Origin of the sequence: Vagococcus lutrae, from assembly GCF_003987555.1 — a bacterium.
GTDB lineage: Bacteria > Bacillota > Bacilli > Lactobacillales > Vagococcaceae > Vagococcus_A > Vagococcus_A lutrae.
Map to the genome: position 1 here is coordinate 144716 of NZ_NGJW01000004.1, position 15125 is coordinate 159840.

The 15125-nt window shown below is 34.4% G+C and carries 10 protein-coding genes and 1 pseudogene; all 11 read right to left on the minus strand.

Annotation, left to right across the window (positions count from 1 at the left end):
- Positions 1-16: 16 nt before the first annotated feature.
- Positions 17-565 (minus strand): annotated as a pseudogene (locus CBF33_RS04405) (NADPH-dependent FMN reductase); the annotation flags it as partial.
- Between the two features lies 1 nt (position 566).
- A complete protein-coding gene (locus CBF33_RS04410; RefSeq protein WP_126761963.1) occupies positions 567-1187 on the minus strand; it encodes an NADPH-dependent FMN reductase in 621 nt (206 codons plus the stop codon).
- A gap of 117 nt (positions 1188-1304) precedes the next feature.
- Positions 1305-2057 carry a C39 family peptidase gene (locus tag CBF33_RS04415; protein WP_170167749.1) on the minus strand — a complete coding sequence of 251 codons (753 nt, stop codon included), beginning with the start codon at positions 2055-2057 and terminating at the stop codon, positions 1305-1307.
- 13 nt (positions 2058-2070) lie between these two features.
- Entirely contained in the window at positions 2071-4659 is a 2589-nt protein-coding gene (locus CBF33_RS04420) for a pectate lyase-like adhesive domain-containing protein (RefSeq protein WP_126761967.1), read from the minus strand.
- A 139-nt stretch (positions 4660-4798) separates the two neighbouring features.
- Positions 4799-5659 carry a sugar phosphate isomerase/epimerase family protein gene (locus CBF33_RS04425; protein WP_126761970.1) on the minus strand — a complete coding sequence of 287 codons (861 nt, stop codon included), beginning with the start codon at positions 5657-5659 and terminating at the stop codon, positions 4799-4801.
- Between the two features lie 265 nt (positions 5660-5924).
- On the minus strand, positions 5925-6752 hold the full coding sequence (locus CBF33_RS04430; protein ID WP_126761972.1) for a carbohydrate ABC transporter permease: 828 nt from the start codon (positions 6750-6752) through the stop codon (positions 5925-5927).
- Positions 6753-7207: 455 nt separating this feature from the next.
- Positions 7208-7570 carry a DUF7006 family protein gene (locus CBF33_RS04440; protein ID WP_126761974.1) on the minus strand — a complete coding sequence of 121 codons (363 nt, stop codon included), beginning with the start codon at positions 7568-7570 and terminating at the stop codon, positions 7208-7210.
- A 283-nt stretch (positions 7571-7853) separates the two neighbouring features.
- Positions 7854-8558: a class C sortase gene (locus CBF33_RS04445; protein ID WP_126761976.1), complete on the minus strand. Its 705-nt coding sequence runs from the start codon at positions 8556-8558 to the stop codon at positions 7854-7856.
- On the minus strand, positions 8551-9366 hold the full coding sequence (locus CBF33_RS04450; RefSeq protein WP_126761978.1) for a class C sortase: 816 nt from the start codon (positions 9364-9366) through the stop codon (positions 8551-8553). Before CBF33_RS04450 ends, CBF33_RS04445 begins: the two co-directional genes overlap by 8 nt.
- A gap of 75 nt (positions 9367-9441) precedes the next feature.
- Positions 9442-11301: a SpaH/EbpB family LPXTG-anchored major pilin gene (locus CBF33_RS04455; RefSeq protein ID WP_126762048.1), complete on the minus strand. Its 1860-nt coding sequence runs from the start codon at positions 11299-11301 to the stop codon at positions 9442-9444.
- 66 nt (positions 11302-11367) lie between these two features.
- The gene (locus tag CBF33_RS04460) at positions 11368-15063 is read right to left on the minus strand and encodes a SpaA isopeptide-forming pilin-related protein (protein WP_126761980.1); all 3696 of its coding nucleotides are present in this window, start codon (positions 15061-15063) and stop codon (positions 11368-11370) included.
- Positions 15064-15125 lie beyond the last annotated feature (62 nt).

The window sequence follows — 15125 nt, forward strand, 5'->3', positions numbered from 1 at the left end:
ATTGCAATTAAGCTTTTTCTATCGCCGTTACCAAACGGACAAAACGCTGAAACTTTTCTAAGGTTTGTGTGAGCAACGCTTTGGTTTTCTCATCTTTTAATTGACCATGTTCATCAAAAGCTTCTTTGACATTACCTAACAAAAATTCATGTCCTGGCATTACCATCGCATGTAAACCCGGTGCATTTAAAATTTGGCGTAAATGTAACTGAGCTCGCGATGAGCCTTGTGCATAGTAGGATGCCCCTACAATCAACACTGGTTTATTTTCCAATGGATGAATTTTAAATGATAACCATTCAAGCAAACTTTTAAGAGCAGCTGGAATCGTATGATTATGCTCAGGCGTAGCAATAATAACACCATCTGCCTGTTCGATATGACGATGAATTGACTGTATCACCTCAGAGTTAGTTTGATCAGCACTTTGATTAAAAAGCGGCACTTGATCTATTTCAATCAACGTTAAGTCAAATTTATCAGAATAATTTTCCTCAATATATTGTAATAAACGACGATTGTACGACAAACTCGCATTTGAACCGACTATCCCAACTAGTTTCATCTTACTCACCTCGCTCCTGTTCTTCCCAAGAAAACGCTTGGGCATGGCCTTGATTCATTTTTCGTGCTTTTTTTAATGGCTCTATTAAGGAAATAAAGACTAAAAAATCATCAAAAATAGCTTCTAATGATTCAATTTGTTGAGCATTTTTTAAGCACCCTTCATCATCAAACGCTTGAAGCGAATGACTCACTAAAAACTCCGAGCTAGGCATAATACGTGCTTTTAACTCAGGGGCATCTAATATTTGACGTAAGTGCCATTGAGCACGAGATGACCCTAATGTCCCATAGGACGCACCAGTTAACATCACTGGCTTATCAACAAATGGATAGATGCCGTATGAAAGCCAGTTTAAGGCGTTAATAAGTACAGCCGGTACTGAATGGTCATATTCTGGACTACTGATAATAATTCCATCTGCCTGTTCAACTTTTTCTGCTAACTCTTTAACAACATCTGGTAATACAAAGTCAGCTGGTTTATTAAATAATGGTAAATCTTTTATTTCCACCACTTCAATTTGAGCTTTATCGGCAAAATGTTTGTGCATAAATTTTAGCAATAGACGATTTGTCGAAAAGTCTGAATTCGTTCCTACAATAGCAACTAAGCGTTTCATCTCTCTACCCCTCTCTCAACTAATAGTGTATGCTTTATATAAAATTAAATCAAATAAAATTCTATAAAAAAAGACACATGTTTCCATGTATCTTTGACCTATATATTTCACAAACTACTAAGGTTTTTTGAAGCCCCAATAATGCATAAACTCACCTTTCACTTCATCCACAGGATAAGCAGTTAAAGAATGTTGTTTACGAAGGTTATCATTTGGATCTAACAGGCGAATCCCTCCATCAGTGTAATCAGTTAACACCATAATGTGACCAACCGTCGTAAAGTATCCAGGTTTAGCTGATACAACAACGGGATTACCTGCATCAAGGTATCTCAAAGCATTTTCAATATTGTCTCCTAAATCTTCAAATTCATAATCAAACTCTTTAGCAAAAGCAGGGAAAATGGCCCATGAAGTGCCTCCGTCAGTAAAATAGTCATCCTTAGCCCAGTCCAACACCACCGTTGGTTCAGTCAAAGCTTCTTTTAAAATTGAATCTACGATTGTTAAAGACGCAATCGCGCACCCGTTAATATCTAACGTATCTCGCAAACCTCCTCCATAATGTAAATCACGATAACGTTCATCGGTTTGAAGGATTAAATACGGTGATTGTTGTTCCTTTTCTAATTGTTCATTCGTTTTTTGAGCATACGACTGCTGCGGAAAATCACGTTCAAATTTCAATGTCTCAATCTGAGTTTTCTTTTTGGCGTTAGCTTCCGTTATCGCTCCCACTTTTTGCGCTAACGCTTGATTTTGCTTTTGTTCTTTTATCAGCATTCCTACACTAATAACGAGTAACACTGATACTATAAATAATTTTACTGAACATTTTAATTTTCGTCGCTTTCTATTTCCGTTATTCATACTTCTTCTCCTATCATTTAACTTCATTAGCAGGAATATTTTCTAAAGACCATGATAACACACTCTTGTATTGACCTGCTAGCTGTTTTTCTGGTGTTATCCATATTTGTAACCCAGCTTTTTCATTCCAATTTTTCGAAACATTCGTCTGTTCGGACGAAGTATCAACTACTTCGACCACTTGCGCCTCATCGCTTATTTGTGAGTAATTCTCACCGTGTTTATATATCATCACATTATTTAATAAACGACCACTTTCATTGGTCATTGGTTTCAGTAAACGCAGTTTCAAAGACCAACCACCTCCATTAGGACCTCGAGTATCTTCAACAATCAAATCTCGGTCAACTCTAGGGACTAACTTTTGCGTCTGATTTGAGATTAAAACCTTACCAAAGTCTATTTGGCTAGGCACTTGAGAGAGTTTAAGTTCGCCAGTCACTAGTACACTCGTCGCCTTTTTAAAAGTAGCGTCATGAAAATCAACATTTTCTAGTGGTGTTCGATTACCACTCCCTGTATAAGTACTTGGTTTTTCTAATAGTGCTTCTGCGTCACAACTTGTATCTTCGAGTACTATTTGGAGTAAATCTCCAGAATGTCGTTCTAAAGATTGAATATTTAATGACCAATCGCCCTCAGCAGAGACAGTCGTTTCAAATGGTTGTAAAATTTTATTTTGGTATAAAAAAACTTTTGTAAAAGGTTCCCCTTTTCCACTTAAAATATCACGTGTCAACGGTTGCCTCAACCCACCTTCAATTGTCACAGGCGCTGGTGGGGTAACATCAAGAATGCTTTGACGATAACTTGACGAATAGCGATTAGCTTTCTGTAACACAATATCATAAACCGTATCTTTTTCATACAAAATTGTGTTTTTAGGTAAAAATATTTCCCCATATTGATTAGTTTTCACTGTCTTGGTGTCTGCTTCATTAATCGTAACATGTGCAAGAACTTGATTTTCCGAAGCGTAGACAGGTATAAAATGCGCTTGACCGTAACGATTATAGCCGTTATTATCAACGACATTACCAATTTCCACTTTTATCCCCAATTCACTATCAGCGTCAGTTATCACTTGTTTGACTAATCGAGGCGGCTCATTCATCGCGGCAATTCTTTGATAGTCGTCAAGATTGAGTTTTTTTAAACCTTCCTCGCTTGTTTCTGCATTGCTCGTATTATTATCAGAAACATTAAAATAATCAACCTCATTAAAGCTAATAGTCGAAGGCTGTAAAATTTCTTGGCCTTTATTCCATAATTCAACATCTGTTTCCGTTAACCGAATGAAACAATTATCTTTCTTGCTCCCGACATTCATTGCGGTTCCTTTACTATTGAGATTACGAAGATCAAAGTGTTGTGGATTGTCTAAAATAAATTCATTGTTTTTTCTAGCAACATGTCCTCCACCAACAGCATCAGAATGTAACTCTACTAGCGGCTGAGACGTGTTGCTCACAATCGTCAACGAGGCTCCCATATCCGACTGATATTTAGCTTTATTGGCACTAAATGCTATCACTGATTTATTGCCACTTTCTGTTGTTAAAACAACTGAAGCATTTGCTTTCACTGACATTGACGAACCGTCGTCATTAAAACGAACTGCATTTCCAGGCATCCTAATGTTTAAAAAACTTGCTTCTCCAACTGTGATTTCTTTAAAGTGGGAATAAATTGCTGGATAAGTACTTCCTAAGCGTTGCGTTTGGCTTAGATTTACTTCACAATTTTTACCAATTCGAAAGCCTTGCCGATTCCCAGTTGATTGTGCAGGTGGTACGACATCGTACCAAAATATAGAGAAATCATAGTAATTTACATTACCAAAATAATGAGTCCCCTCTTCCATCTCAAAATCACCTAAATAAAAGTTTTCGGCACGAGTGTCAATATGCATATTACCATAGACACTAACTGATGCTTGTGTTGCTCTCGCCAACCGTTGCACAGACGGTTCCGTGGTTACATTTCCAAAGCGAAATCGCCATTTTCTACTAGCAGCATAGTTAAGTCGCGTACCTACAATATCCTCACTCTCTGCTCCTGCATATCGCTGAGCCAGGGTAATATCATGCATGAAAAATTCTCGTTCGCTATCAGGACGTCCTAAATAAATAGATGACGTTTGAAAATCTAAACGATGTCCTCCACCATCTATCTCTAGCGATGTTTTCCGTTGATATGATGATAGATTAGGCGCTGTCAACTGTGGATTTATCACGTCTTGTGTTAATTTAATGACTCTAACTTCTTCATTTCTAACCGCCTTGACAAAATCCCCCCAGGTTGTAACCATTTGAATCGCATCCGTTTTAGGGTTTGTTAAAGCAGGAGAGACATTCTCTTCCAATATTTTTTCGACGATACCTAAAGTATTTTCACTCTCTATTGTTAAAACATTTTCAGTGTTATTATTCTCTTGAGTTTCATTAGCTTCAGCTTCGACATCACTTTCAACTTCAATAGACTCTGATGGCTTCGTCGTTTCTATTTTCAAATCGTTACTAGTAGCCACTATTTTTAAGTTTGGCTGAAAATACAAAATAATTAACAAAAGCGACAGAATTACTTTCATTCTATTTGTCATATCATTCTCCCTTTTCATAAAATGTATATTTTAAGAAAGTTATTATAACTTAAAAAGGGAAAAAGTAAAAGAAAATGTGTAAAAAAAGAGCTCATTTTGAGCTCTTTCGCCATCTTTCTATTTTCTTTTCATTAAAAGCTTAATTATCAAGCATCAATTTTAATGCCTTTGCTGTATCATTTACCAGTTGTTCAGGATAATAACGGTAGGGAGTAAGTTCAGCAGTTAGCGGCCCCGTATAATGAACACCCTTTAATCCTTCTATCACTTCTATCCAGTTAACATCTCCCGCTAATAATTTGGTAAATCCAGTAGCATTGCCTGCGGACAATTTATAATCTTTAACGTGCACTTTTACAATTCGTGATCCGAGAGTTTCAATCCATTGATGTGGATAGCCAAACTGTAATATATTCCCAATGTCAAGATAGACCTTTATGAACGGATGATTGATTTCATCGATAAAACGTTTCATTTCTAAAGGTGTTAGTAAAAAGCGGTTCCAAACATTTTCGACTCCTAAATAAATATTTACCTTTTCCGCATAGAAACTCAATTCCTTAAGTGTTTGTTGCGCTAATCGATAAGCTTCTTCATAACTATCCTCTGTCTTTATAACACCTGGAACTATTAAAACTGTATCGCCTCCTAAAATATGACAAGCATCTATCATTCTTTTGGCTACTTCTTTTCCTTGCTCTCTGACTGTTGGATTTTCATCATTTAAGCGGTATTTCCAATGTAGATCTGTAGTAATACTTGAAATCGGCAAATCATACATTTCAGATATTTCTTTAATTTTAATTAATCCTTCTGAAGTTGTCAGAGTTGTTAGAAATTGACTGTTCTCTGTTGCAATGCCAAAACTATTGCTATCACTATCATTAAATTCTGACATATTCAACTCTATCGTATCAAAGCCAGCTTGCTTGACCATTCGGAATGTTTCTTCTAATGAAAGACCACTAGGAAGTGACCAGTTATTTATTCCTAATTGCATCGCCATGCTCCTTTATTTGAGTTTAAAAACGTGTTGTGTCAATCTTATTAATATCTCATAATACTATCAATTTAAAATAGAAATCAAACAGTTATAGTTTATAAATTTAAGCTATTTTTTATAAAATGGCATCATCCTCTATTGGCTACAAGTAGGACGATGCCATTTTACGTTTAATATATTTGTTTAATTTTCTATAGTTTACATAAATTCTCCATAATTATCTCTATTAATGAATTGTCAATATTCTTAAATCGACTATTAACTATCCTTTCGATCCACTCAAAGCAATCCCCTCAATAAATTGTTTTTGGAAAATAAGATAAATCATTAATAGCGGAATGATTGCTAAAAATGATCCGGCCATCATCAAAGGAAAGTTAGTAGCATGCTGACCACTAAGTTGTGCTAACCCTGCTGACAATGTCATCTTATCATTAGATGTGTTAACAATTAATGGCCATAGTAACGAATTCCACCCATATAATATTGCAAATATAGAAAGAGATATCAACGCAGATTTAGAAAGTGGTAAAATTACTGTGAAAAATATTTTTATTCTCGAAGCGCCATCTAAAATCGCTGCTTCCTCCAATTCATCAGGTATTGTCATAAAAAACTGACGTAATAAGAAAGTCCCAAAAGCTGAGAATAATCCTGGTAAGAATAAAGCAGGTATGCTATCTAGCAATCCTAACTTTTGAACAATCAAATATTGTGGTATCAAAAAAACTTGTCCCGGCACCATCAATACAGACAATATCAAAATAAATAAAGTGTTTTTAAATGGAAAATCTAATTTAGCAAATGCATACGCAGCCATTGAACAAAAGAAAATTTGTCCAACCGTAATAACAGCAGTCGAAACAAACGTATTAAAATAAAACTTGCCAAAGTCTAATACTTCAAAAATCTCAACAAAATTTTGCCATTGTGGTATTGCTGGAAATACAGTTGGCGGCACAGCAATTGCTTCTGGTTTAGTTTTTAATGCTGTCAAAATCATCCATAAAAATGGAAATATCATGATGATAGATCCTAGTATTAAGATGGCATGGACAACAATCTTTTTTCCTATTGGTGTTTTCTCCATGATAATCCTCCTTTCCCCTTATAAATTGCTTTACAAGGGGTAGTTAATCGTTAATAGTGAACCCATTTTTTCTGGAACATAAACTGTATTACCGTAATTAGTAAGGTAATCGATAATAGAACAACAGATATAGCAGCGGCATATCCTTTATCATTAAACACAAAAGCGTGACGATAGAAAAGATAAGACAAAGATTGAAGCTAAAAAATGGACATATTAAAATCTTAAAACTGGCACCATACGGGTCTAAGTCATTTGAGAACATGAAATTAAGAATATTCATGATGACTCACCTCATTAGAAGTAAAATAAAAAGATGAATGGAACAAGTTCCACTCATCTTTCAATTTCTTTTTGACTCAGCAGCCCTATTTAACAACGAGTCACAAAATTTACCTTTAGTTTAAAAAAATCTTATTGTTTAATTGAGATAAATTTTAAAAGTATCACTACGTCTACTCTACTTTGTAAAATAAACTTTTCGTCATGAAATCGCATGAAGTTTCTGAATATTGATCCCAATGGTATTTAACATAATCTGTTTCAACAAGCTCTACAATATCCATAGCTTCTACTACTTTAGGATTCTTTTTATTGAACTCTAAAAAAGAAAATAACACTTGCATTTTTCGATCAACACCTACGAGACGCGCTAACATCTCTTGATAGTTTTCAATAGTCAATCCTTCTAATATTTTTTTTCCTTGTGATTTTAACGCTTCAAAATAATGGATAATTGTTTGTCTGATTTGTTCATTCATTTCATTAGGCAAGTAGCTTTCAATATTTTCTTCAAAGAAATTACCTGTCTCTTCCACTTCGGTCACCCCATTATTATTAAACTATATTTAAATACTGTATCATTTAATATTATTATAACAAAGTTGTATGAACAAAGACTGAACATGTGAATAAACTAATGTAAGCTAGACATCAAACAAATATTAATAATCTTTTTTAACTAACTGTATAACGATCGACATTTATTCTTATAACGAGTCTAAAATTACTAATACTTTAAAGGGGGAGATGTCCACACTTTTAAATTGCTTTCATCCAGTCTTCTGTCTAGCTTACGTTAATCTTTTAGAATAAACATCGTTATCGAACAGTACGCTCACCATGTATTAGTAACCTTTGCGTGTTTCCTCCTAATGGATGGCATGTAATCAGTGTTGCTAAATCTTTTCCTGGTTGAATCTCTAATATTTCTGTTTCATCAGGATAAATAATCGATTGATCATAAACTTTATAAGACAACGTTTCAGACATAGTATGAATATAAAAATATTCTCCTACCCCTACTCGATCGACATACATCAGCATTTCTTGTGTCCATAAACCTCTGTGTCCAGCCAAAACTGTATGAGTCCCTTCACCTCCGATTGGTAAAGAAGAACCCTCTACTAAACCAATCCCTTTATCGAGTGCTTCATCTGTAGCATCTAAATAGATCGGTGCAACTAAATCTAACTTTGGTATCTCTAAAACAGCAAACATCTCATCACTATTTATTCCTAAACAGTCTTTCATTTTTTTTACATTCTCTTGGTTAGAATCAAATGGATCCATAAAGCTTGAGGAATCTTTCATTATCTTAGCATTGCATTGTTTTACTCTATCCATCATCTCACTTACTTCCTCATCACTTAACGCATCATTACTAATCATGAATTCATGAAAACTTTTTTCGTTTTTAAAATGATGATAGTAACGCACGACATGCGGAAAAACTAATAAGAACACTCCTATAATTAAAAAAATCCAAAATAACAACGATGTATTCTTTCTCCTTTTTTTATTCATTTTTCTTTCTCCTTTTTGTTATGAGAACCATCAAAATGAATAAAAATAAAATTACGACTCCAATAACCATTAATCGATCTAATTTAGGTGCTCGTCTAGTTGATACTTTTTCTCTGGCTTCTTCATATGGTACTCTCTCGCCTGTCACTAACAAACGATGCGTATTAATCATATACGGTTCGCAAGTTAATAATGTAGATAACTCTTTACCTTCAACTTGTTGTAACCAATCTGTTTCATTAGGCAATACGATGTTCTGTTCCTGAACTTCATACGCATAGGTTTCGTCTAAAACAGAAATAAAATATACATCTCCAGGTTCTAACTTATCAAGATGACGAAATAACGTTGCACTCGGTAAACCACGATGAGCGGTTAAAACAGAATGAGTCCCTTCACCACCTACCGGCAAAGCAGAATTTTCTAAATGTCCGACACCTTTACTTAAAACTTTTTCATTTGAACCATGATAAATTGGTAAATGTAGATCAAGTTTGGGTATATCGAGTACAGCCATAACCTCTCCAATATTTAATGCATCATAATAACTCTTACTTCCCGCTTTCTCTGTACCATTATCAAAAGGATCGATAAATTCTTGTTCTTCTTCTTTTATTTTTTCATTATGCTCTTTTGCACGTCGCTCGGCATCTTTTTTTTGTTTTTCATCCAATTCTTTCATAATTTCATCATAATTTTCAATCTGCTTCACATGTCCTGTTGTCGATACATAATTGGCAATAAATGGATACGAAAAAATCGCAAGTCCCATCATGAGCAATAAGATAATGACTTTATTGTTACGCATAAGAGACCTCCTTTATAACAAAAGAATTCTAATCACTAATGATTAGAATTCTTTCTTTTCAATTAACTCAATTCATTATACTGCTGGGTCCTCTTCACGACGGTTATATAAAGCGAATGCTAGAAGCATAAAGCCTAAACCTGCTGCAGTAAATAGCATTGTACCCATTCCACCTGTTGTTGGTAAATCCCAACCAGATTTAGAGTTTTCTACTGTTACAGCTTTATCATGTACTTTGTTTTCAACCTCTACTTCAAGTGGTTTTGCTAATAGACGATATGGTTTTACTTCACCATTTTCATTTGTATAAGTAGGAGCTTTTGTCTCGTGTAAGTAATAAGTTCCTGGCGTCAAACCTGTAATCGCAATTTCTCCATCTTTACCAGTTACTAATTTTTCTAAATTACCTTCATGAGTATTTCCATTAACCTCAATAACAGTTCCAGTAGCAACGACAACATCTTTACCTTCTTTGTCCGTTGTAAGTTTGAACTCTGCCCCTTCTAATTTTATAGAAGGATCTTTCTTATCTACCTTAATCACTTTTAATCCACCTTCTGTCGGATCAACTGTTACAGGTGGTGTCGTTGGTGGTTCTTCCGGTGGTGTTAACGGTGGATTGTTTGGATCTTTTGGTTTAGTATAAGAGCCTTTATCATTGTCAAAATCTAATTTCGCAGTATTTGGTATTCCTGTTTCCTCTGGTTTTAAAACAGCATCTTTTTTAATTTTTGATGTAAAACTAATCTTTATATCTTCTCCAGGTATCAACTTACTTAAGTCTTTCACTTCCCAGATAAGAGTCTGACCTTCTTGTGTAAATTGGATGTTATCTTTCTCTGTACCCACTACATCCCAACTACCTGCATACTCTAAACGATTATCTAATGTATCCGTTACTGCTAATAAGCCGTAGTTTTCAATATCTTTAGGTGTATTGATAGTTAAGTTATAGGTATAAGCTTTGTCTCGATCAACTTGAAGATGTTGTTGTTCTTCTACATCTTTTTTTATTTCTGGTTTTTTGTAGTTAGTAAATTCCCCATTATCTGTTAAATATTTATCTTGAGGAGTCCACTGCACTTCAATTTCTTGACCTGAAGCATCTTTGCGGATTTCAAATGCTAATTTTGACGTATTCAATGCCAATTTCTTATCTGTTGTTTTTTCTTGGAAATAATATTTACCAGCTGCTAATCCGGTTACGCCAATTTTTCCATATTCATTAGTAAATAGCGGACTAATATCTGTACCTTGAGAATCTTTTACTTTTTCTCCGTTTTCATGATATAAATCAAATTCAATACCTTTTAAGATGTTACCATTTTCATCTTTTTTGATAAGTTCGATATCTCCACGAATTGTTTCGTTTTTCGGATAAATATGTACATCATAATTTAAAGTATCGCCCTCTACATTTGTCATTGGAATATCTACTGTAAATACTTCATTGTTTAAAATGACATGGTCGGGACCAGCAGTTTCTCTTACTTCGTAACGTCCTAGTTCCAAATCATTTTCTTTTGTAAATATTGCTTTTCCTTCTGCGTTGGTCGTTGCTTCGATAGTAACCTTGTCATCTCCAAATACTTCTGTCCAAGTATCTGTCTGAGCATTATAGTGATGCGTCTTAGTCAGTGTAAATGTGACACCTTCAAGAGGTGTAATTCCCGCCGGTTTATATTGATCGGCAGTACCATCTCCTGGTGCTCCATTGTTCGGCAATGCTCTAGCATAAAAGTCTTCATCTTCAGGTGGATCCTGATCACCGAATTCATCTCCTAGGGGCTCTTGTTCGAACTTGTGGATCGTTAATTGTGGATTTTCTGCATTGCCTAATAACGTATAAGCCTGTGTTAGACTTGGAACAAATACAGATAATACTAAACTTGCTACTAAGAATATTCTTAGCGATATACTTTGTACAATCTTCATTACGTTCTTCCTTTCTTTATGTCTTTTTATTTTGAAGAAGAAATACTTCTATTTCTTTAACTTCCATTAATTAAGATCTGAGCGTTTTGCTCGAATATATAATGTTAGCGATCCTAACATTACCATAATACCTAGGGCATAAAAGACTGTTGTGCCGATTCCTCCGGTATTAGGTAAATACCAACCTTGCTTATTATTTTCTATACTTAGCTCAATATTTAAATAATCCTTAGTTATCTCAAAAGAAATAGGTTTTGTTAACAATGAATATCCTTTTGGTGCTTTGATCTCATGTAGTGTATAATTCCCCAAATCTAATGGTTTTGAAATAACATGGCCATTGGAATCTGTTTCCAATGTTTCAATTAAATCTCCATTCTCATTTCGTAATTCAAATTGGGCTCCTGCTAACTTTATTTGCTCATTGTCGGCATCGACTTTTAATAACTCTAATCTACCTGCATCCATATATACACCTACTTGATATGGTTCAACTGGTTGACCTGTATCTGTTGCAACCGCAAAGGAATTATATGCTGCTCGTGACGCGATATCTTCATCTGTATTAAATAATCGATCATTGTTAACTTCTGAGACTTTCGGCGCGGTCATATCAAACAATATCTCTAGTCCTTGACCCTTAATCCATTCTTTTCCTGGTAACAATTCAATCTTAAAGGAATGAATTGTTTTCCAATCCGTTATTGTTTTTTCTGTTTGCCAATTTGGATTGGTTGCATTTGAAGGGTTGCTTAGTGGAATAGTTCCTGAAGGATAAATTGTTTCTCTTACTAAGTCATCTCGTTTTGGGTTTTTTGCTGTACTATAATATACAGCCACTTTCCCTTCCCATTCTTTAGGTATCTTGATAGGTCCGTTCAAACTCGGTGTGAATTGACTACCACGTGCAATATTGTCCGTCAAACCTATATCTCCTATTGATGGTAAAACATCAATTAATGTAAGTGCAGAAATATCTTTACCTGTAGTATTTGTCAATTGAAGTTTATAATCGATACGCTCTCCAGGAAGTGTTCGAGCCATTTTATCCCAATCCCCGTCTAATGATTTTACAAACTTCTCTGTTTGTAAATCGTATTCACCCACTAGATAATATAAATTTCCAGATTTTAGACGTAATTGGTCTTTTTTATTATCGTTATTCAAGTCTTCATCCATATCTTTTTGTAGGATAGTATCTGTGATAGAGGCATTTGTTGAATTTGGAACTTTCATCGACTCATTCTTTGTGAAACCGTAAATATCAAAATAAAGCATTTGTGGAGCATTTTTCGAGACGTTAACATCTAGCTCTGCTGTAACCTGATCACCTTTTCGAATATAACCATCATCCCAAGTTACTTTTACAAGCTGTCGACCACTATTGTTATAATTGTTATTTAAAATTTGATAGTTTCCATTAGTACTATTATTTTTATACCCTGTGTAGCTAGCGTTTGGTTTATCTTTTAAAGTCACACCAGGTGGCAACAATACCACTGTTTCGACTGGCCCTTGTATTAAGCCTGTTGAAGCATTATTATTTTTTAATGTCAGCTTCATACGATTTGAACCAGAATCGACTTTATTATTTTGATGAGTTAATAATGAGACGCTTATCTCTGATATTGGCGCTTTATTATTTTTTACTTTGGTTATCTTTGCAGTACGATCACCTGCAGCATCTTTAGAACCTTCATAGTATTCCGGAAAATCCTTTCTATAATCAAATTTATGGTAAGATCCACTTTTATAATTATTTTTATTAGTAGAACTTAATTTAGGATTAAAAGTAGACTCCCCAGTCATATCTAGTTTATTTTTTACTTCTCCGGTATACCCTTTTTTCACTGAAAAATAGTATCTAGCTGGATAGCCATTAGTTATAGCTAATCCTTGTGGTATTTGTTCCTTAAACTCATACTCGATTTTAGTTACGCGTTGATTAGGTTTTAAGCCCAATTCATTTCTTGTATATGTTTTTCCTTTTTCATGAGTTTTCAAAGTTATTTTTCCGTTTTTACCATTTTCAATATAATGAATCACAATATCATATTGTGGTTCGACTGGTAATGGGATATTTTCGCTAGACTCTGCATTGGTTCTTGCAAATTTCCACATATCACCTGGGGTTCTAAAAGTTTCTAAAATAAGATTATCATCAATTGTATACGTAACCTTAAATGACTTTAGATCATGTTCTTTGGCATAATAAAATCCCCATATATTATGTTTAAATTGTAATATTGCAGCATCGTCAACTGTAGGATTAGGGTTCTTTGTGTCGTTATCACCGCTTGCGCCATTGCCATCAGCAGGACCATAATGGGATGTATACACAAGATTACCTTTATCTTCGCCAGTACTACCTGCAGAATCAACGATTGTTATATTTGCTTCTGCTTTAGCAGCAGGAGTCAAATACTTATCATCTATAAATGTAAGGTTAACATTTGATTTATTAACGAGTTTTTTATTTATTAATGTTTTATTATCATTGACCTTTGTCCAAAACTTTAAAGTAATATCAAATAATCCGTTTTTACTATTTAATTGCTCCTCAATAGATGGTGCTACGAATTCCCAGGTCAGTTTATTTTTTGAGATTTTGGGTTGATAATTGTAATTCGTATTCATTCTTTCAAAGCTTATTCCTGATGGTAAAGTGTCTTCAATTATAATCTTACTACCAGGTTTCAAATACATTTGCCCGGTTTCTTTATATGGGATATTAACTTTGACTTCCCATTCAATCCAACTATTTAAAGTTGGAATGGAAGCTTTGCCACCTCGTTCTGTTTTACTTACTTTTTTGCTCATTGTGACAGAATTAGAAGCATTAATTTTACTTTTTGCACGATCTACTTGATTTTTCTCACCTTTTGCCGTTTGTAAGATTAAATTACTCTTAACTTCTAACTCTTTGTTATTCTCTAAGTAACCATTTTCAGTACTCACTTTAATTATTTTCTCGTACGTGATTCCAGATGGTAACATGTCAAAGTGATACTCTAATTGATTGGTATCCTTATTAAAGTTTGGAATAACATTCTCAATCGCAAGTTCTTTTAAGTCTTGGGTAAAGGTAATATGTTTAGATAGCGGAAGGTCAACAACGACTCTAGCATTTTGATACTTAACTTGAGAGCCCGTTGTTTTAAAAATCAATTTAAATAATGCGTCGGTACCAGATTCGACTTTGGGATTTATTGCTGTGATTCTTAAGTCCCTTTGTAACTCCGGAGCAGTTTCTATTAAAGGTTCTTCTTGAACCTGCTCTTTTGCTGTTTCTGTCACTTCCACCGGCGGTATACTACTGAAATCTTCTGTTTCTTCCACCTGCGTCTTATACTGATGATGAGTAGAGGCTATTATTTCATTCTCAAGATATCCCGTAAGTTTGATTGATTGTACCTCGTGCGAAAGAGTCTTTAAAAATAACTTTAGATTTTTAATAGGCTCTTTACTTTCTATTGTGACCTCATGCTCTTTTTCGTTGTAAGAAAGATCTTCAACGTTCTCTTGTCCATCGACAGATGAAGAGATGAACTGTGTTTCAGAGTCTAACTCAATAACTGTTTTATCCCACTCCTTATTAGGATTAAAACTAACGTCAATAACATCTAACTTCTCATCTGTAACCGTGTCCATTTTCACATCAAAAAGGTGTTCCTCTGCTTTCACACTTAATAATTGAAATGGTCCTATTAAGTGTGAAGCAATTAATACTATCACTAAAAAAATATTAATTTTTCGATTCATTCTAAAACTCCTTTCTTTTTGTTTTTATCATAGCATCTAGCTAATGAACTTTTTCTGAACAA